18 protein-coding genes are annotated in these 18,714 nt (G+C 53.0%); 12 read left to right on the forward strand and 6 right to left on the reverse strand.

Features of this window, described 5'->3' with window-relative positions; translation table 11 throughout:
* Window positions 1-32: 32 nt before the first annotated feature.
* Together ACQG0S_RS00285 and nlpA are read left to right on the forward strand one after the other, a co-directional pair.
* The gene (locus tag ACQG0S_RS00285; protein WP_045621000.1) at window positions 33-1,532 is read left to right on the forward strand and encodes an MDR family MFS transporter; all 1,500 of its coding nucleotides are present in this window, start codon (window positions 33-35) and stop codon (window positions 1,530-1,532) included.
* A gap of 229 nt (window positions 1,533-1,761) precedes the next feature.
* Window positions 1,762-2,562: a lipoprotein NlpA gene (gene nlpA / locus ACQG0S_RS00290; protein WP_048966522.1), complete on the forward strand. Its 801-nt coding sequence runs from the start codon at window positions 1,762-1,764 to the stop codon at window positions 2,560-2,562.
* A gap of 18 nt (window positions 2,563-2,580) precedes the next feature.
* On the opposite strand, the gene ACQG0S_RS00295 is transcribed toward nlpA, so the two are convergent.
* Window positions 2,581-3,261 (reverse strand): EAL domain-containing protein, encoded by a 681-nt coding sequence (locus ACQG0S_RS00295; protein WP_169440847.1) that lies wholly within the window; start codon window positions 3,259-3,261, stop codon window positions 2,581-2,583.
* A gap of 75 nt (window positions 3,262-3,336) precedes the next feature.
* Window positions 3,337-3,957: a LuxR C-terminal-related transcriptional regulator gene (locus ACQG0S_RS00300; RefSeq protein ID WP_125375292.1), complete on the reverse strand. Its 621-nt coding sequence runs from the start codon at window positions 3,955-3,957 to the stop codon at window positions 3,337-3,339.
* A 569-nt stretch (window positions 3,958-4,526) separates the two neighbouring features.
* On the opposite strand from ACQG0S_RS00300, the gene ACQG0S_RS00305 reads away from it, so the two are divergent.
* On the forward strand, window positions 4,527-5,162 hold the full coding sequence (locus ACQG0S_RS00305; RefSeq protein WP_426750787.1) for a LuxR C-terminal-related transcriptional regulator: 636 nt from the start codon (window positions 4,527-4,529) through the stop codon (window positions 5,160-5,162).
* Window positions 5,163-5,168: 6 nt separating this feature from the next.
* Here ACQG0S_RS00305 and ACQG0S_RS00310 read toward each other — a convergent pair whose 3' ends face one another.
* From ACQG0S_RS00310 to ACQG0S_RS00325, 4 genes are read right to left on the reverse strand one after another with little or no spacing between them, the layout of a single operon-like run.
* Entirely contained in the window at window positions 5,169-6,233 is a 1,065-nt protein-coding gene (locus ACQG0S_RS00310) for a fimbrial protein (protein ID WP_045308241.1), read from the reverse strand.
* 15 nt (window positions 6,234-6,248) lie between these two features.
* Complete coding sequence (locus ACQG0S_RS00315; protein ID WP_217073553.1) at window positions 6,249-8,741, reverse strand: fimbria/pilus outer membrane usher protein; 2,493 nt, start codon at window positions 8,739-8,741, stop codon at window positions 6,249-6,251.
* A gap of 15 nt (window positions 8,742-8,756) precedes the next feature.
* Window positions 8,757-9,449 carry a fimbrial biogenesis chaperone gene (locus tag ACQG0S_RS00320; protein ID WP_001223973.1) on the reverse strand — a complete coding sequence of 231 codons (693 nt, stop codon included), beginning with the start codon at window positions 9,447-9,449 and terminating at the stop codon, window positions 8,757-8,759.
* A 52-nt stretch (window positions 9,450-9,501) separates the two neighbouring features.
* On the reverse strand, window positions 9,502-10,086 hold the full coding sequence (locus ACQG0S_RS00325) for a fimbrial protein (RefSeq protein WP_022646579.1): 585 nt from the start codon (window positions 10,084-10,086) through the stop codon (window positions 9,502-9,504).
* A 374-nt stretch (window positions 10,087-10,460) separates the two neighbouring features.
* Between ACQG0S_RS00325 and ACQG0S_RS00330 the strand changes: the two genes are divergently transcribed.
* The 9 genes from ACQG0S_RS00330 to ACQG0S_RS00370 all read left to right on the forward strand — a co-directional run bounded on the left by ACQG0S_RS00330 (window position 10,461) and on the right by ACQG0S_RS00370 (window position 18,650).
* Window positions 10,461-11,273: a winged helix-turn-helix domain-containing protein gene (locus ACQG0S_RS00330; protein WP_022646580.1), complete on the forward strand. Its 813-nt coding sequence runs from the start codon at window positions 10,461-10,463 to the stop codon at window positions 11,271-11,273.
* A gap of 18 nt (window positions 11,274-11,291) precedes the next feature.
* The gene (locus ACQG0S_RS00335) at window positions 11,292-11,762 is read left to right on the forward strand and encodes a hypothetical protein (protein ID WP_217073603.1); all 471 of its coding nucleotides are present in this window, start codon (window positions 11,292-11,294) and stop codon (window positions 11,760-11,762) included.
* A 227-nt stretch (window positions 11,763-11,989) separates the two neighbouring features.
* Entirely contained in the window at window positions 11,990-12,613 is a 624-nt protein-coding gene (locus ACQG0S_RS00340; RefSeq protein WP_169440849.1) for a common pilus major fimbrillin subunit EcpA, read from the forward strand.
* A gap of 45 nt (window positions 12,614-12,658) precedes the next feature.
* Complete coding sequence (locus tag ACQG0S_RS00345; RefSeq protein WP_169440851.1) at window positions 12,659-13,336, forward strand: fimbria/pilus periplasmic chaperone; 678 nt, start codon at window positions 12,659-12,661, stop codon at window positions 13,334-13,336.
* 6 nt (window positions 13,337-13,342) lie between these two features.
* Window positions 13,343-15,937 (forward strand): CS1-pili formation C-terminal domain-containing protein, encoded by a 2,595-nt coding sequence (locus ACQG0S_RS00350; RefSeq protein WP_169440853.1) that lies wholly within the window; start codon window positions 13,343-13,345, stop codon window positions 15,935-15,937.
* Complete coding sequence (locus ACQG0S_RS00355) at window positions 15,915-17,513, forward strand: hypothetical protein (RefSeq protein ID WP_023305163.1); 1,599 nt, start codon at window positions 15,915-15,917, stop codon at window positions 17,511-17,513. The genes ACQG0S_RS00350 and ACQG0S_RS00355 overlap by 23 nt, the downstream gene beginning before the upstream one ends.
* A gap of 6 nt (window positions 17,514-17,519) precedes the next feature.
* Entirely contained in the window at window positions 17,520-18,173 is a 654-nt protein-coding gene (locus ACQG0S_RS00360) for a hypothetical protein (protein ID WP_006812468.1), read from the forward strand.
* A gap of 73 nt (window positions 18,174-18,246) precedes the next feature.
* Window positions 18,247-18,441 carry a hypothetical protein gene (locus ACQG0S_RS00365; protein ID WP_022646586.1) on the forward strand — a complete coding sequence of 65 codons (195 nt, stop codon included), beginning with the start codon at window positions 18,247-18,249 and terminating at the stop codon, window positions 18,439-18,441.
* Window positions 18,442-18,464: 23 nt separating this feature from the next.
* Window positions 18,465-18,650: a hypothetical protein gene (locus ACQG0S_RS00370; RefSeq protein ID WP_001196016.1), complete on the forward strand. Its 186-nt coding sequence runs from the start codon at window positions 18,465-18,467 to the stop codon at window positions 18,648-18,650.
* Window positions 18,651-18,714: the final 64 nt, after the last annotated feature.

The following is an 18,714-nucleotide window of genomic DNA, read 5'->3' on the forward strand; positions in this document are numbered from 1 at the left end:
TTATTCGATTAATTAATTTCAAGCGATCTCTTATGGAGTCCGACGTAATGACTCAACCTGCGAAAAAGGCGCCGTCGATTAAGCTGCTGTTCAGCGCGCTCCTGCTGGTGATGCTGCTCTCGGCGCTGGATCAGACCATTGTCTCCACCGCGCTGCCGACCATCGTCGGTGAGCTGGGCGGGCTGGATAAGCTCTCCTGGGTGGTGACAGCCTATATCCTCAGTTCGACCATCGTGGTGCCGCTGTATGGCAAATTCGGCGATCTGTTTGGCCGTAAAATCGTCCTGCAAATCGCAATAGTGCTTTTCCTGGTGGGCTCTGCGCTGTGTGGCCTGGCGCAGAACATGACCCAGCTGGTGCTGATGCGCGCCCTGCAAGGGCTGGGGGGCGGCGGCCTGATGGTGATCAGCATGGCCGCCGTGGCGGACGTGATCCCGCCTGCCGATCGGGGTCGCTATCAGGGGCTGTTTGGCGGCGTGTTTGGCCTGGCGACGGTGATAGGCCCGCTGATCGGCGGGTTTATCGTTCAGCATGCATCCTGGCGCTGGATTTTCTACATCAACCTGCCGCTGGGGCTGTTTGCGCTGCTGGTGATTGGGGCGGTTTTCCACGGTAGCGCGCGGCGCAGCAAGCATGAGATTGATTACCTGGGAGCGATTTACCTCAGCATGGCGCTGCTGTGCATCATTCTGTTTACCACCGAGGGCGGTACGATCCGCCAATGGAACGACCCGCAGTTGTGGTGCATTCTGGCCTTCGGCCTGACGGGGATCGCCGGGTTTATTTACGAAGAGCGGCTGGCGTGGGAGCCGATTATCCCGCTGTCGCTCTTCCGCGACCGCAGCTTCCTGCTCTGTAGCCTGATTGGCTTTATCATCGGCATGTCCCTGTTTGGCTCGGTAACGTTCCTGCCGCTCTATTTACAGGTGGTGAAAGACGCCACGCCAACGCAGGCCGGCTTGCAGCTGATCCCCCTGATGGGCGGGCTGTTGCTCACCTCCATCATCAGCGGGCGCATCATCAGCCGCACCGGGAAATACCGTCTGTTCCCGATCCTCGGCACGCTGCTCGGCGTGGTGGGGATGGTGTTACTGACGCGCATTTCAATCACCTCCCCAACCTGGCAGCTGTACCTGTTTACCGGCGTGCTGGGCATGGGGCTGGGACTGGTGATGCAGGTGCTGGTGCTGGCGGTGCAGAACAGCGTGTCAGCCGATCAATACGGCGTAGCGACCTCTGGGGTGACGCTGTTCCGTTCCATTGGCGGGGCGATTGGCGTTGCGCTGTTTGGCGCGGTGTTCACCCATATTCTGCAATCAGGGCTGATCGACAGGCTGCCGGAAGGGGCGGAACTGCCGCGCGAACTTAATCCCGTTGCCATTCACCATCTGCCTGATGCCCTGCGTCTGGACTATCTGGATGCGTTCGGCTCGGCTATCCATGCGGTGTTTATGCTGGCGGCGGGGATTATGGTGCTGGCGTTTGTGCTGTCGTGGTTTTTGCGCGAAGCGCCGCTGCGTCGGCAGGCGTGAGGTTAGCGGTTCTGCTTGCGCCTGGACTACCGTAGCCTGATGCCCATCGCCCGGTGGCGCTACGCTTACCGGGCCTACACTTCGCCCGTTACGTAGGCCGGGTAAGCGCAGCGCCACCCGGCAACAGGCCGCATATAACTTAACCGTCTTACTGATTCCTTTTCGTTTTTTAGCCTGCCGTCTCGTTGTCGATATAGTCTTCAAAACCACTGTCGAAAGGAACTGTCTCGTGAAATTTCAGTTGAGTGCTCTGGTGCTCGCGGCCCTGCTGCTGGCAGGTTGCGATCAAGGCGGCAATGATGCCAAACACATTAAAGTCGGCGTGATTAATGGCGCTGAGCAGGACGTGGCGGAAGTCGCCAAAAAGGTGGCAAAGGAGAAATACGGTCTGGATGTTGAGCTGGTGGGCTTTAGCGGCTCGCTGCTACCCAACGATGCCACCAACCAGGGCGAACTGGACGCCAACGTCTTCCAGCATCGCCCGTTCCTTGCACAAGATAACAAGGCGCACAATTACACGCTGGTCGCCGTGGCCAATACCTTCGTCTTCCCGATGGCGGGTTACTCCCGAAAGATTAAATCGGTGTCTGAGCTGAAGGACGGCGCAACCATTGCGATTCCAAACGATCCCACCAACCTTGGTCGCGCGCTGTTGCTGCTGCAAAAAGAGAAGCTGATTACCCTTAAACCGGATGTGGGCCTGCTGCCGACGGCGCTGGATATTACCGCGAACCCGAAAAACTTACAGATTATGGAGCTGGAAGGGGCGCAGCTGCCGCGCGTGCTGGACGATCCGAAAGTGGATGTGGCCATCATCAGTACCACCTATCTTCAGCAAACGGGGCTGTCTCCGGTACATGACAGCGTCTTTATTGAGGACAAAAACTCGCCTTACGTGAATATAGTGGTCACGCGTGAAGACAACAAAGACGCCGAAAACGTGAAGGAATTTATCCAGTCCTATCAGTCGCCGGAAGTGGCGAAAGCGGCGGAGACCATTTTTAACGGCGGTGCGGTGCCGGGCTGGTAAGCCACGGTAAGCTGGCCCTCACAGCTTTACGCGGGCATCGGTGCGGCTTTCGGGCCACAGAAAACCCTGGCCAGACTGTGCGCCAGACGCGCGGGCGCGCGCCAGATCCCGCGAATTCTCGATGCCTTCGATAAGAATTGATTGCGCGATACCTGCCCTGACCTCCTGCACAAACGGGGCAAGCGGCGCGCGCTCGCGCAGCGCTGAACGGTCAATTTTTACCCCATCCAGCGGCAGCGCAAGCCGCGCGAACGCCTCAGCCAACTCCCGGGTTAAATCGTCCAGCCAGATTTGCCATCCCGCCTCTTTTAACCGAACAAGCGTGGCATGAAGACGATGTTGCTCAGCCTTACTCAGCCGTGTGATGGTGAGAGGATCCTGAATTTCAATCGTTAACCGCTGCTGATGGCGTAACGCCAGCAACAACCGGATAGCGCGTTCGTCGAGAAGGTGCTCTGCCGGAAGGTTTAGCCAGTAAGCGTCCCGGGCGGGTATCTGTAACAGGGTGTTGGCCTGCCAGAAGAAGATTTGCAGCGCGCTGCGCGAAGGCAGAGAAGCAAACAATATCTCCAGATTGACGTTATGGATCTCCACGAGAACTTCATGCGCGAACACCTGGCCCGAATGAAGATCGACAAGCGGCTGGAATCGCAGCCCTGAGATACGTTGCAACAGGGGAGAGGGAAGAACGGTATACATGGAACAGCCTTCAGGAAATGAAAAAAGGTTCCCGCGGACACGGGAACAAAAGGCAAACGACACACGGTCAAATTCTTAATTCAGGATCCAGCGAATGCTCTGGTAAAACGAGGGGCCACGCACGGCCTTAAGCTTGTTCATGGCGTTGTTTTTATAAAAGTAAACCAGCCTGACGTTACACCCCAGCTGACGGGCGATTTGCTTGGTTTTGAGATTACAGGAATAGCCGCGCAATACGCTGGCCTCCTCGCTGGACAGCCTCGCCGGGGTGCGTAAGCGGGTAGTCATGCCTACGTTGTAACGACCAGACTCTTGCGGCGTCTGGCTCATCAGTATTTGCCACAGCGCTTTGATATCCCCCAGGGAGACTCTTTTGCTGATTACCCCATCAACATGTTTGAATTTCAAATAGCCGGCGGATAACGAATAGATATAGATCTTCGCCGTCACTTGTTTCTGTTTAATACAGAGAATGTCGTCATTCGTCGTCACCCGGAAATGACGCGTATTCAACGGATCATAAATAATGATATCAAAGAGTTGTTCACTTATAGCAAGTTCTTCGATATGGGTAAACCCATGGAAAATAACGTCGTGTTTTTCATCAGGCTCACGCTTTCCGAGCGATTGCAGGCCAATCATCGTGAATTCGCAGCTGTCAACAACGGCAACGTGAATTGTTTTTTTATTTTGCATTGGCATTCTCCTTTCGCTGAGTAAACAGTCCATATAAGAGAAAATGGCGGTTCGCACTCTCTTATTAAAAGAATGGCGAGCACTTTTTAAATAACGCGATGCGATGGCATCAATGTAAGCCAATACAAACCGTCGAGTAAAGCTGATGCCAATTATTAGAGGAAGATAAAATTGAAAAATGGTTTTAATGGTATATGCAATTGTTTTAATCTTCTAATAATATTCATGCCAGATTTTTATTCTGTGAATGGGCGATTAATAAGCATTAGAAGGTTGATTAATGGGGTTAATCCACCGCCTTTTCAGTGATTTACTGCTGTTCCTGTAAGAAAAATTGTGATCGTGGCAGGATTATCGACAGGGCTTTATCTGCGAGGGGAAACGGCGTGCAGAATAAAATAGAATTTTTTCTATGAATTTAATGTCCTTGTTCAGATTTTTAAGCCTGAGAAGGATAAAATCCTGGCGCGAAGAGGTTGTGAGTGGTGAGTACATAAACTATTATCATTTTCCTCCGGTCACGAGAATTTAGAAAAGACATGAATAATACTGAACGTATCGTAAGGGTAATGGTGTTTTACAAAATAAATATATTTAAAGAGATAATATTCCGGGCGCCCCAGGATCTTTTACCCGATTACGTACTGAACATTACTCAGGTCGATTCCACAGAACAGGCGCTGGCGGCGGTCGCGGATAATAACGTGGATGTTTTCTTCACTGAATTTAATTATCTGCTTAATCATAAAGAGTGGAGTGCGGAGGTCAGCAGCCGTTTTACATCTTTATGTAAAACCCATCACGTCAGGCGTGTTCTGTTGGTGCCCGAGCTGCCTTACGGGCTGTTAAAAAAAGTTCTGGAGATGAAATTTGAATTAACCATCAGTCAGCAGGATGAATTGACTGAACTGAAAAAGGAATTACCCGCGTTGCTCATGGCGGACGGGCAAACACCGTCGATCTCTTCGTGGCTCAGGCGGGTAATGCGGTCCGGTTCCCGGGCGCGCTCCATCCTCTCGGCCAGAGAGTGGGAGGTGCTCCATCTTATCGTGGAAGGATTTTCAACGACGGAGATTGCCCGTCATCGAAACCGTTCGGTCAGTACCATTGCGACGCAGAAGCACAATGCGATGAAAAAGCTGAATCTTTCCAACCACAGCGAACTGATTAAGTATGTGCAAGCGGTTGGAAAGATGGAGAAATAGCTCACATCAGGGATAGATAATATTCAGCGTAGCCGATGTATTGATCTTACCCTGGCTCACCTGGGCGGGCGCCCACACGTAATAGTACGCCGCCATCGGAAGGGTGAAATGTTCGTCCAGCGCCGCGCCAGCCGCCACGCTGAAAATCATCGTGGCGTTGCCACGGCTGGTGGTTGAGGTAGAGAAGGTCACCGGCGTTTGCGGGGCGTCACGTTTTATCAGGCGTAGCCCCACGCCCTGCGCCGCGCTACTGCCGCTGTCGATCAGCACCGAGCTGTCGGTTGAGAGCAGCTGCGTGCTGGACAGAAACATCTCAATTGCCCGATCGGAATTGCCGTTAACCCCGACGTTCTGACAGCTCATGTTCAGTGAAAAAGGCGTCAGCCCCGGCTGTGAGGATGCACTGAGCTGGGGAATGCCGAGCGTCGGCAGCGCTACGGTCAGCCCCGCATTATCAAAGGAACAGGTAGTCAGTTTTGGCGCGTATTTGATGATCATCGGCTGACCAAACATATCGCGGTTGTCGTAAGGCCACTTGAACCCGCTGAATAACCACTGCGCTATCTTGATGACCTGATTGATTGGCCAGGTGATGATTTCCCAGAAGGATAGCCCACTCATGTCGCTGACGAACAGAACGTCGCTCATGTTCGCCGTATCCCCCGTCAGGGTAGTGCCGCTCTGGTTAACGAGGGTGAAGCGAACCGTAAACGGTGTGTTCAGCTCAGACGCCGTATGGCTACCGCTGGCAGTCAGGGTTTTATTGGCCGGGGGATTGGTGATCTCCGCCCGCACCATATACTTGTTATTGCTGAATCCGAGGATGGTCGCGTATTTGCTGTCGGTCGAGAGGATCGGCGTGTAAGAAAATTCACTGTTACCCGTCGTACAGTTGAATGAGCCGCTGTACTGGGTGCTGAAGCTGCCGGTCCATGTGGGCGTGGCCGGGCTCAGCTTATCCGATAAATCAATGGTAATCGGTGTGCCATAAACGATGCTGCTGCCGGAGCAGGTGGCATAGCTCATCCCACTAATACTGGAGAGGAGCAGGAATATGAATGATCGTAACATTTTGATAATCCGTAATTAATGGCAAACCGATGAGGGGCTGTTCAGCCCCCAGGCTGGGGCGGAGATTTCGCACTTCCCGCCGCGGAGATGCACGTTGAGCGCGCGTGGCGGCTGTTCAGCGCGGATATACAGTACGCTGGCCTGGCCGACATACCCGACAGATTCACCGTGTTCATCAAGCACTTCAGTGCCAAAAGGCAGCGGTTTGCCGTCGGCACGCGTCGCATGAAGTACCCATGACTGGCGTTTGTCGGTTTCGAAGCGGATATAGCTCACCGCCCCGTCGTAAGGGGCCACGTTAGCCATGTTGCCGATCACCTCCGCGCCAGCGCTGTTTTCCGTTTGCGATAACGTAATGGCGTTTTTGCGATACGGGGTGGCGTAAGGCACCAGCGCCACGCCATCGCGGTTCGTCATAATGCTTTCATCGCCGTTCACCATCAGTCCCTCCGCTTTTGGCGCATCGACGATAGTCATGGTTGTGCCGGTTTCGTTTGAGGCGAGAACGTGCCACGGGTAGGCCACCAGGCTTCCCCGTCCGCTGAGCCCGGTCTGGCGGTAGTCGGAGGATTCGCTGTAAGAGCCACCGAGTGTCGCGAAGTTCGAACGGTACGCGGCGTTAACGCTTGCCGCATTTTTACCCCCCCGCGCATTACTGCCGGAGAGGGTGTAGCTCAGGCGGTTCGACGCCAGCGCGTTCCCGCTCATGCTGATATTGCTCTGCTCGTAATGCGAATCGCTGGCCGTCAGGCTGGAGGTGATCCAGGCATTATTATCAAACAGCGAGAACGGCAGGCTGAGGTAGAGGTAAAGGCGCGTCTCTTCTTCACTGTCCCTGTTCCGTACCCGGCTGGCCGACAGGGTATAGCTGGCGCGGCCGATGGCGTTGGAATAGCCCATCTGGTATTCGCGCGTGGTTTGCTGTGAGTTCCAGTAATCGCGCTGTGTGCCGGAGACAAATACCGTGCCCCAGTTATTGAGCAGGCGCTGATTAAGGTTAAGCGTAAAGGTATTCTTGGGCTGCGCCGCGCGCAGGGCATCCCAGGTGCTTAGCGACATGTCGGGCGCAACGCCAAACCGATCTTCATAGTCGTCGTACTGCGCTCTCAGGCGCTGATACCCTTCGCGCGAATAGAGCGCGTCGCTGAAGCTGTAATAGCCTTTAGTGGAATAGCGATAGGCCGCCAGGGTGAAGTTGGTGGCGGTGGTATCGATAAATTTGCTGTACGACACGCGATAACTCTGACCGCTGCTGGTGCGATCCTGTAGGGTGGTTTTGGCGTGGGTGACATCAAACGAGACCGCGCCAAACGGAAGGTTCCACCCGGTACCGACAAGCCCGGCCTGGTAGTTATCGCTAATAATCGTCCCGGTATACCCGGTGATGAGGTTATTAAACCCGTAGCGCAGCGTGGCCTGCATGAATGCGGGTTCGGCATCGAGCGTGTTCTGGTGCACTTTACCCGCCACCACGCTGTACTGACTCACCCCTTCTTTTAGCATCCCGGGCACGGCGGAAAACGGCACCGTGAAGGACTGCTGTGAACCGTCCGCTTCACGCACCACCACCAGCAAATCGCCCGCGGAGCCGGTAGGCTGAATGCTGTCGAGGGTAAACTGGCCCGGCGGTACGTTCTCCTGATAGATCACGTTGCCATTCTGGATAACTTTCACCAGGGCGTTCGTCCGTGCCACGCCGTGAACCACCGGTGAAAAACCCTGCTGTGAATTTGGGCGCATCTTCATGTCCGACGCCAGCGACACGCCGCGCACGCGCAGGGAATCAAACAGATCGCCAGGAATATAAAAGTCACCCAGCGTCAGGTTGGATTTCAGCGAGGCCAGGGGACGGCGCAGGTAGCGGGTATTATTCTGCCAGCTACTCTCTCCGCTGGCCGTTTTCCGCCAGGCGCTGCTGTCGCGAAACTGCCAGCCGAACAGGTTGGCGCCGGAATCCAGCCCGGCATAAAAATCATCATTTGTGTCTTTCGCAGCGCCTTTTGCGTGGGTGTTATACCAGGTCGTGTTCCACGAGAGCATCAGCGCCGGGATCCCCTCGTCCCAAAACTGGGGGGCAATGTAACCTTCTTCAGTACGCAGCACAGCCGCCTGCGGAACGGTAAGCGCCAGACTCAGGGTGCTGGTATCGGTTTTGACTTCACCGCCCTGAACCAGATCGCGCAGCTGCACCTGCCCGTGCGCAATGGCGGGCGCAGGCACGGACGTGGTGTTGATGCCAAGCGACCGGGCATCTTTCCAGGCAAGGCGGATGTCGTCACGCTGCTCGCCGTAGATGACGGTATAACGTCCCTTCCAGCTGCCGTTTACGTAGATATCCATCTCCTGACTGCCGGCAGGCATGGCGTTGTTTTCGGAAAAGCGAGACAGATCGGACTCACCGGATGCGCCAGCAAGCAGGGAGGGATCAAACGAGACGGCCCCTGATTTATGCGAAAGCAGAAGCGTGCAGACTGCCAGCAGACAGAGTCTGTTTTGTTTCATTTTCATGGTGAGTCTTTCCGATCACTGACTGGTGAAAGTCCGGGTTTTATACGCGCCAAGATCGTCCACATACATCAGCTGGAAGGTCTGTCCGCGCTTAACCGTATTTTTTGCGGCGACCGTCAGCTGCCCAAACGGGGAAACCATCGGGGACTCCTGGAGCAATTTCGTTTTACCCAGCGAAATATTGGCGACCGTAATATGGAACGGACTGTTATTTGTAATGCGAAAGCGATCGCCTTCGGCGGCGAGCGTCAGTTTCGCCACCGCGTCATCCAGCGTGCCTTTCAGCGCAGCGGGCCGGTAAAAAAGTTTGATACGGGATTTAATCGCCAGCTGAACGGTATTCTGATTTTGCAGATTTTCAGGTCTGGGCGGAATGTCGAGGACATTCAGGAAAAAGACGGATTCGCGATCCGCAGGCAAGCTGGACGGCAGCTTTTTAATACGAAGCTGTTGGCCATTATGTTCGTTAACTTTTATCACCGGCGGCGACAGCAGAAACGGCACATTGGCTGTTTCCGGCGTGGAATTAATATCACCGTCATCTATCCAGGATTGCACCAGAGCGGGCGCATCGCCCGTATTCATTAACTGGACGATCACCTCTTTGTTATTTTCAGGATAAAGGACACGGGTGCCATTAATGACAATATTGGCCCATGAGTGACCGGTGCTTAGCAGTAAGCCTGCCAGCAAAATTGCCTTGCGCATGATTGCAACCTTAAATACAGGCTCTGCGAAAACAGAGCCTGTATAATCATTATTACAGGTAGGAAATGGTATACGTTACGTTGGAGCTTAACTCGCCCACGGTGGCGGCAGCGGCGTTCGTTTTATAGTAATAAACATCCAGCGTCAGCGTCTCGGAATCTGGCGCGGTCGCTGTACCCATAATATCCGTAGTGTAAGGCTGGTTCAGGGTAATTGGGGTAGACGAACCTGGCTCCACTAACGCAAAACCGACATTACGTGCCACACTGGCATCGCTTTCGTTCACGCTGTTATTCAGCAGGTATTTACCGTCAGTGGAAATATTATCCGCGCTGGAGAAATACACTTTCAGCGGGGTACCGGTTGTTCCGGCTGCTGGTGAACAACCTGAGAACGTCAGCGCAATAGATTTTTTATTCTTAGTGATCAGGCCAACCGTGGTGCCTGCATCTTTTACCGAAATAGGGGAAAGCGCAACGGTAAAGTCCGCGCTTTTACCGCCGTTAATGGTACAGGTTGTATCGGTAATAGCGCCGGTAAAGTTAATGATACCACCCGCTGAATTGTCTGCGGCCACTGCGCTGGTAGAAGCAATAGCGGCGGCCAGCAGTGATACGGTCATGATCGATTTGAACATGATAAACTCCATGAAGATTTGTGTTATTTAAAATGAATGTTAATCGGCTACACATGTCCCTGATGTACCGGCTAGACGCATGGCGACTCGGGAGAATGCTTTGACGATATTATGTTGCACTAAAAAAGTACATAACAAAACATTATTCCAACAACTTCTAAAGTTTAAGATTATAATCTTGCGAGTTAGTTTTTTTTAATGTTTTAACCTAAATGCGTTAGTTCGAATATTTTTATTAATGATTTAATAATTGTTAATTAATGAAGCTTTATGAATTCATCTCTCAATTAATATCACGCGACTTGACCACACAAACTTTAGACTTATTATTGCCTGGCAAATGCACATAATTTTAACAATGGCGTAATAATAATATGAAGTATCTCATTGATCTTACAATGCTTTATGAAGTCGACACCGGTATGATCATGATTAATGGAGAGGAAGAGTCATCCATTAAGTTATCTAACCAGGCGGGTCGTCTGCTTTATGAACTTATCATCAATAATGGTAAAACTCTCGACAGAGACGACCTGATAAAGAAGGTCTGGGAGGATCATGGTTTCTCTGGTTCTTCGGTGAGTCTGAATGTTGCCATAAGTGAAATCAGAAAAGCATTTCGTACATTAGGATGCGATCCTTTACTGATAAAAACGATACGTGGCAAGGGATTTAGCCTTGCCGCGCATATTGAACATCACACGGTCAGGCCGCCGGTCGTTTCAACGCTTAGTGAGCAATCTGCCTCTGAAGCATTCGATACGCTAGCGCATAAGAAAGATGCCGATCCGCCTAAACAATTAATATCGCTGCACAGACTCTTTATTTCTCTTTGCACGTTATTACTGATTACCGTTATCGGCACCGCTGTTTTACTGTTGCACCAAAGGGATTCCTATGCCGAGAGCCTGAAAGATTCTGATATGCATCTGCTCGGTAAAGTAGACCGGTGTACGGTATACCTGATCGATAAGAATATGTATCAGCCGCGACAGCACTACTTTAATCACGTAAAAGAGGTCATTGCCAGTCAACATATCGACTGTCAACACCAGGTTGCAGATGCTTACTATTCCAGGTTTAAAAAGTCGCAGATAGAAAATTATTTCCTGGCCATCTGTTATCAGCAGGACAGTATCGACGATTATAAGAACTGCATTTCTTACAGAAGCCTGACCGGGAGTTAAAATATGTCAAGGACTAAAATGAGTGTACTGTTCAGTATCGTACTGGCGCTGTCTGCCATCGCGTTGTTGTGGATCTATTTTAACAGAACGCAGGATGAGGGGTTTGGCTGTCAGTCAGATACCATTTCCTGGAAAACCTATTCCACGGGTGAGTTAACCGATATGTCGCTAACCACGCTTTTCCTGTTTAACAACAAAGATGTTGTGACGGTTATTCATAAAGGCGTACTCAAGAAAGAGGGCAAAAGCTACCTGATTGACAGAAATTACACGCTCAGCGTGGAAAAAGTCGACGGAAGCAATATCTTTTATATTAAGGATAAAAAGCTGAATAAATCTGAAGATGATGCGGCACCGGATGGCGTTGTAAACGAAATGTTACTTGATAATATCAACTTCTTCTATATTACCCGCGTTAAACCGCACGCCTGGTTAATTAAGGGGCTGGTTTTGCCTGTAATGATGTGTGTGGCTGTTCCGACGTCCTGATATTTCTCTTTATTGAAAAATCGATATTTATCTATTGCTCGGGAAATTGAGTGGTTTACTCAATACGTAACAATAAGATACGAGAAATTTATTTATATTTTTATTGTTATTCTCCGGCGAGTGAATTTTTCTGTATTGCCTCGTTATTTTGCGGCTGTCTATACTCCGCCTCGAAAAAGGGGCTCCCCTTTTTATACACGTGGATTCTTTTTTGAAGGACTAAATAAATGAACAAACTGAACGCTATCGTTCTGGGCTCCCTGTTGTCTGTTTCTGCCCTGAGCGCAGTTAATGCAGCAGAAACGACGGCTTCTGCCACCTGGCAGGCAACCGCGACCAAAGACAGCGAATCCGACCTGGTTGTTACGCCAACGCGTGCTTTGAACTTCGTTTACAGCGCCAATACCAAATCTTTCAACACCGATACCGGTCTGTTTGATGTGGCTATCCGTGGCGATCACTCTACGGCGACCAGCTTCAAACTCGAAGCTATCCTCGACGATTCAAACAACACGCTGTTCAGCGTGGGCGGTGAAGCGACCAAGCTGAAAGTGGGTGCGCGTTGGGGCGGTAGCGACCTGGGCTCTATCGGTGGCACCGTGGGGGCGAAATCTACCGCATGGACCACGCTGGTTGATTCTTCTTCTAACACCGGCGTGTCTTCTGGCCTGTGGAACCTGACCACCAGCGCTGGCGCTGTGGCTGATACCGAAATCACCGGCCAGGACAAATTCGTCTTCTACGTTGACTCCGCTCAGGACAACGCGGGTACTGCGAAAGAGTTCAAAGACCTGACCAACAGCCTGTGGGAAGGGACCGTTTCTGTTGCGTTCCGCGCAACCTGGGGCTAAGGCCTGATCGATCCAGGGGCGCAAGCCCCTGTTTAGGGAAATAGCATGTTTAACCTCAAATCCGCCTTCTTATTTTTATTGTTTATTTCTTCCTCCGCGCTGGCCATTAATGTGGGAAAAGTCACCACCATTATTCCAGCGGACGCTGACTCCACCGCCAAGGAAATAAAAAACGAAGCAGACAGCGTGCGTATTGTTTCTGTTCGCGCACAGCGGATCAGCAGCCCGATGGATGAAGGTGTTGTGATTAACCCGGAGAAAGTGGACGAGCTGTTGCTGACGCCCACGCGCATGGTAATGCCCGCCGGTACCAGCAATATTGTCAAATTTTACTATCACGGTAATGCCGACAATAAAGAGCGTTACTACCGCATTACCTTCACGGATGAAGGGGTGAGCGAAGAGGTGGACAGCGGTTCACCAAAAAACGGTACCGGGATGACGCGCGCGGTGGTGAGCACCATTCTGGTGGTTCAGCCCCGTGATAAGAAGATCGACTTCGTCTATGTGGCGGGAAAAATAACGAATAAGGGCAACACCGCTTTTCGCGTCAATGCGACCGGAACCTGCCTGAAGCCGAATCCGGAATCACCGACTACGCCGTGTACCAAAAACTTCTACCTGATGCCGGATACCTCGCGCGCTATCGAGGATATCAACGTTACGGATAACCATTTTCATCTCGGAATATGGGACCTGAAACAGTTCATACCTGTTAAGTAAGGATGCATGGTGAAAAATAAATTAGTGTTGCCGATGATGATGGCTTGCGCATCCGGCACGCTGCCCGCGCTTGCGCATGCAGCCTCAAGCTCCGTGGTTATCGCTAATTACCGTTTTCCCGACTCGCTTTATGCACTGCTGGAGCAGGGGATCAAAATTCCCGTCTATCTGGTGAATACGCGTCCACACTCAGCACAACAAGGGAACCACGAAGGCACGGCGAGCGAATATGTTCGTATCGGTGACGTGACGCTCTTTGCAAAAGATCTGAAGCTGGGGCTGAGGGACGTTCAGGTCCAGGAGTCTGATAATGGCATTCGTCTGTCAAAAGAGATGAGAACGTTATTGCAGAGCATTAACGACAAGCAGTTTGATGACCAGATGCGCATTCCGGTAAGTACGGGGTCCGCGTTCGAGCTGGATCAGAAAAAAATGCGCCTGTTGCTGAATCTGTCGCAGAGCGACTACGGGGTGAATATTCGCCCGCGTGAGGTGGACATTGATGCGCCGGAGTCTGACGACCTGAGCGGCACGTTCTCCTACAACCTCGGGGCGTATCACACCGAGAGCGGCTACGGTGACAGCTGGTCGTCGGGCTATCTGAACGCAAGAAACTGGATCTCAATGGGCGTTGATCATGTGCTGATCGACGGCTCTGGCTACGTCAACGAGAGCAGCAGCGATACCCAGATGAACGCGGTTATGTGGGAGCGCGACTATCAGGGGATGCGCTACGCCGCGGGCATGCTGAACGGCTGGGCGATGCAGTCTCTGGCGAGCGTCAGCGGGATTTCCGGCGGTGAAGTCTACGGCGTTTCCATGGGCAACCAGGCCAACTCCCGTAAGCGCGATAACACGCTCTCTCTGACGCCTGTGGTGGTCTATTTCCCCACGGCGGGCGAGGCCCGTATTCGTCGGGACGGGCAGCTTATTGGTATTCAGCGCTTTGATGTGGGTAATCACGAAATTGACACCAGCAGCCTGCCCTACGGGATCTACAGCGTCGAAGTCGAAGTGGTGAGCGGAAGCCGCACCGTATCGCGCAGCATGTACACCGTGAATAAACCGTTCTCCAGTAACGTGTCGGAAACGCTGCGCTGGCAGATGTGGGGTGGGATGTATAGCCGCGATAAATCCGTCGTCAATTATAAAAAATACGCGAAACGCAAAAACGAGCAGGACAACACTTACTACTACGATTACGACACCAAACATAAAGACACCATGTCGCTGGTGGGGGCCTCGTTCAGCAAGCGCAGCGGGATGGTCGACTGGAACGCCTCCACCTACATGATGCGGGAACACATCGTCAGCGAGCTGTGGGCCTCCCTGAACCTGACGGGCTATTTCTCGGTGAATACCCAGACCATGGCCGCCTCCGACGGAACGTACCGCGCCAACTACGGCGCGAATCTCAGCCTGCCGTGGCAGATCGGTTCGGTCTGGTACTCCCATGAACAGCTCTCCAGCGGCAAGTTCCTCGATATCTATGAGAGCAAGGGCAACACCTGGGGCGCCTCCTTTAGCCTGCCGTCGTTCGGCCTGCCCTCAGCGGGCAACCTGAGCCTGATGCGTCAGGAGGACGACCTCTATCGCTATAAACGCTATCAGCTGGACTACTCCCAGGGGTTATACGCCGGTCGCTACGGTACGGCGCGCCTGCGGGTGGGGATGTCGCGCAACAAATACGACGGGTATTACGAAGAGAAAGATCGCTACGTGATGCTCGATTTCGCCATACCGCTCGGCAATACCGTGTCGGTTGGCGTTTCCCACAATCGCGATACCGGCACGGCGCTGAACGTCAGCGCCAGCCGCCAGTTTGAAGGCGATTACCTGAAATCGGCCACCGCCAACGTCTCGAAAGCCTTTAACAGCCGCCAGGATCGCAGCGTAAGCGGCGGCGGCAGCGTGAACTTCGACACGCCGTGGAACAGCAACATCCTCAGCGTCCAGAGCGGCATGAGTAAAGGCTGGAACTCCACGCTGACCAGTGACGGCAGCGTGGGCTGGTCCAAAGAGGCCATCGCCGCCGGGAAAGGCACCGAAAGCGCAGGGGTGATTGTCAGTACCGGTCTCAAATCTGATGAAGCGCTGACCCTGAAGCTTAACGGCCGGGCAGAACGCATTAAAGGGGATAAAACCTGGCTGTCGCTGCCGGCATACCAGGCTTATGACCTGGAAGTGATGAACAGTGAAACCGGTACGGAAAGCTATGAGATTGGCGCGAATGCGCGTCGCCATATCACGGTTTATCCGGGCAATACCGTGGTGATGAAGCCGCAGGTGAAGAAAATCGTCACCCTGTTTGGCCGCCTTGTGGATGCAAACGGCAATCCGATTGGCGCCACGCAGATCAAAAACCACGTTGGGCTGACCCGGACGGAGAACGACGGACGCTTCGTGATCGACGTTGATAAGAACAACCCTGTCCTGAGTATCGCCACGCCGGACGACAGCGTCTGCGAAGTGCGCCTGGACATTGAGTCTAACCGCGGTGCGCTGTGGCTCGGGGACATCTCCTGCGACAAAGGCGATTTCGTCTGGCAGGAAGCAAAAGGAACGCAGGAACGTGACGATGAAAAAGATATTCGCTCTTAATTTGCTGCTGATGAGCGCGGTGGCCCATGCGCAGGAGCTGCCCTATTTCGCCATTAATAATCCGGACAATAACGGTACGGGAAACAGCGCGGGGCTGTTTAGTCTGAACAGCACCTCGACCGCGTTTTTACACGGTTCGCGTGAGTGGCCGACGCTGAGCGCGAAAACGAATAACGGTATCGCCACTTACATCCCGGACAACAGCTACAGCGGTCCGGCAGGCAGCGCGCTGACCATCGACTTTTCGGTGACCGGTTCCAGCGCCTCTCCGTTCTTTAAAGGGACGGCGTGTTCCTCGTCCTGCGGCAACACGGGGTACACCCCGACGACCCGCTATACCGATACGTCGATGGTGGTCAAGCCGCCGGTGATGGAGCCCGGCACGTCATACGGGCGCTGGGTCCTGGGCGATCCGTTCTTTAACTATCTGCTCAACGCCGCGCCAGGGGATGAAGTGACCATCACCTCCACGCCGCAAATCAGCTCCATCAACAAAGTGACCACCACCAATACGCTTCACAAGGTGGGCACGCTGACCATGACCAACGCCAGGGCGCTCAACCTGGGGATTGACCCGATCAGCGGCGAGGTGACGATTGTCGATGGATCAACGGGGGCAACCTGCACCAAATACACCCGCAACACGGTCTCTGGCGTGCTGTGCGACCTGCTTGAATACACGTTTGTTGGGGAAGATATCTCCGGTTACAACGGGGGGCTGGCGCTCACCTCTTCCCGCGTCAACAGCGTGCTGCAATCGCACATGAACGGCGGCACCGGGCTTGCCGCCGAGCTGACCTTCGATGAAAACACCTGGTACAGTATCTCCGGCGGTATCCTGAGTGATACGCGTGTCCTGGCAAACACCTTCCTCGCGGCGCCGCAGAAAAACGGCGGCAAAGCGTACCTTAAAATATTTTTGCCGAAAGCGTTAATTCTGAGCGTGGCGCAGGCGGGGGACGGCAGCAGCATTGGCAATATCGTCAGCCTGTGCCTGACGCCCGGCAACAGCTCGCTGGCGGCGGATTTCTGCTTCCAGCCGGGGGGCGGCCTGGTGATTAACCCTATTCAGCCGGGGCTGGAGATTACGCCCGACAACCCGGATTATGCCCTCGATCCTGACGGTCTGGGCGGCTCAGGGAAAGGCGCCATCGGCGAAACGCCCATTGAGATCCCCTACACCATCACCTACAGCGGGGCGCAAAAAGATGCGGCGATTGCGGTCACGGTAAAAGTCACCGGGCCTACTCAAAGCCTGAATGGGGTGGACTACTGCGCCTTCAGCGGCAACGGCTTTACGGTTCCCATTCCGGGCAACGTGCTGGTGGGGAAAAGCCAGACGCGCATGGCGCATAACTGTAAAGGCGAGGTACTGTCGATCCCGGCGCCAGCCACCCATGCGGAAGAGTGGGACAAAATGAGTTCCGGCGTGACCGATATGTGGCTCTGGAAAACACCGCTGATCCTCCAGTTCGTTATGGATAATCCGGTATCGAAGACCACCTATGACGGAAATAGCTGGTTTGGCGAAGTGACCGCGCAGGGAAGAATAGATGTTAGCGCATCCTGGAATTAATCAACCATGACTGGAAAATTCCTGGCTATTTTTGCAATAAATTGCTTCATTTCCACAGGGGCAAATGCTTTAATTATCGAAAGTCTGAATATTGATTTTCTTCCCGAAAGAGAAGTTGTTTTTCAGCCGATAAAAAACGATACCAGCGAACGTCAGAATTATACCGTTTCGCTTATTCAGGTAGACGTTCCTAAAGAGAAGGGAAAAGAAACCGAAATAAAAGACGGCGAAGTCATGTATTCGCCTAAGCAATTAACGCTGGGGAGCGGTGAGCGCGCGGGTTTTAAATTTTACTATACCGGCCCGCATGACAACAAAGAGCGATACTATCGCGTAAAATTCACCGAGACGCCGCTCCAGGCAAAGGTCATCACGCGTAAAGGCCAGCGCATCCAGTCGGATGTGGTGGTCTCGCTTGAGGCTATTTTGATTGTCCGTCCATGGACACGACATTTTGATTATGCGTTTAGCAACGGGGTGGTGAGTAATACCGGGAATACCTATTTTAAATATGTTTCCTCGGTCGGGTGCAGTACGCAATACAATAATTCAAAATATATTCCTCCGGGGCAACGGCTGGAAATAGATAATGCCGGGCAGGCTGCAAGGCGAATGATTATTTATGGCAATAAAATCATTCCGCTGACCACCTGCCCGTAGCAACCGCTTTCCTTCATAAAAGGAAATTAGCCTTTAGCATCATGCTAAAGATCCATCACTACAGGAGATAAAAATGAAAGCGATTTCATTCGTAGAAGCGAAAGACATTATTGGCGGCGCGTTAAACCCGTTCGCTGGTCTGGTTAAAGGTGCACAGCTGGGTTACGACACTGGCGCTAGCATCATGGGCATGGTTGGCGGTGTGGTTGGCGGAGTTCTGGGTGGCGCAATGGGCTTCCTGGGCGCGCTGGTTGGTAGCTACAACTAATTCACGTTTACAGGAAAAGTATCATGCAAGTTATCGATTTCAAAAAAGCACAGGCCATCATCGGTGGTTGGGATCCGTTTGCTGCCGCTATTCAGGGCGCAAGCGCGGGCTATAACGCGGGCAGCCAGATGTTAGGCGCGCTGGGCGGCACCATCGGCGGCGTATTCGGCCTGGTGGGCGGCTTCATCGGCGGTTTCTTCAGCGCTTAAGCGAGAAGCACGTTGTACGCATGGCCCGCATTGCCGGGCCATTTTTTTATTTCAGCCACGGATC

Origin of the sequence: Enterobacter cloacae complex sp. 418I7 (assembly GCF_050030705.1) — a bacterium.
GTDB classification, from domain to species: domain Bacteria; phylum Pseudomonadota; class Gammaproteobacteria; order Enterobacterales; family Enterobacteriaceae; genus Enterobacter; species Enterobacter intestinihominis.

Coding starts and splice junctions, on each gene's coding strand:
- ACQG0S_RS00325 (WP_022646579.1), bottom strand. CDS start 10,086: ATGTTCAAATCGATCATGACCGTATCACTGCTGGCCGCCGCTATTGCT.
- ACQG0S_RS00370 (WP_001196016.1), top strand. CDS start 18,465: ATGCAAGTTATCGATTTCAAAAAAGCACAGGCCATCATCGGTGGTTGG.
- ACQG0S_RS00345 (WP_169440851.1), top strand. CDS start 12,659: ATGTTTAACCTCAAATCCGCCTTCTTATTTTTATTGTTTATTTCTTCC.
- ACQG0S_RS00350 (WP_169440853.1), top strand. CDS start 13,343: ATGGTGAAAAATAAATTAGTGTTGCCGATGATGATGGCTTGCGCATCC.
- ACQG0S_RS00310 (WP_045308241.1), bottom strand. CDS start 6,233: ATGTTACGATCATTCATATTCCTGCTCCTCTCCAGTATTAGTGGGATG.
- ACQG0S_RS00320 (WP_001223973.1), bottom strand. CDS start 9,449: ATGCGCAAGGCAATTTTGCTGGCAGGCTTACTGCTAAGCACCGGTCAC.
- ACQG0S_RS00365 (WP_022646586.1), top strand. CDS start 18,247: ATGAAAGCGATTTCATTCGTAGAAGCGAAAGACATTATTGGCGGCGCG.
- ACQG0S_RS00305 (WP_426750787.1), top strand. CDS start 4,527: ATGGTGTTTTACAAAATAAATATATTTAAAGAGATAATATTCCGGGCG.
- ACQG0S_RS00295 (WP_169440847.1), bottom strand. CDS start 3,261: ATGTATACCGTTCTTCCCTCTCCCCTGTTGCAACGTATCTCAGGGCTG.
- ACQG0S_RS00330 (WP_022646580.1), top strand. CDS start 10,461: ATGAAGTATCTCATTGATCTTACAATGCTTTATGAAGTCGACACCGGT.
- ACQG0S_RS00285 (WP_045621000.1), top strand. CDS start 33: ATGGAGTCCGACGTAATGACTCAACCTGCGAAAAAGGCGCCGTCGATT.
- ACQG0S_RS00340 (WP_169440849.1), top strand. CDS start 11,990: ATGAACAAACTGAACGCTATCGTTCTGGGCTCCCTGTTGTCTGTTTCT.
- ACQG0S_RS00300 (WP_125375292.1), bottom strand. CDS start 3,957: ATGCAAAATAAAAAAACAATTCACGTTGCCGTTGTTGACAGCTGCGAA.
- ACQG0S_RS00360 (WP_006812468.1), top strand. CDS start 17,520: ATGACTGGAAAATTCCTGGCTATTTTTGCAATAAATTGCTTCATTTCC.
- ACQG0S_RS00355 (WP_023305163.1), top strand. CDS start 15,915: ATGAAAAAGATATTCGCTCTTAATTTGCTGCTGATGAGCGCGGTGGCC.
- ACQG0S_RS00315 (WP_217073553.1), bottom strand. CDS start 8,741: ATGAAAATGAAACAAAACAGACTCTGTCTGCTGGCAGTCTGCACGCTT.
- ACQG0S_RS00335 (WP_217073603.1), top strand. CDS start 11,292: ATGAGTGTACTGTTCAGTATCGTACTGGCGCTGTCTGCCATCGCGTTG.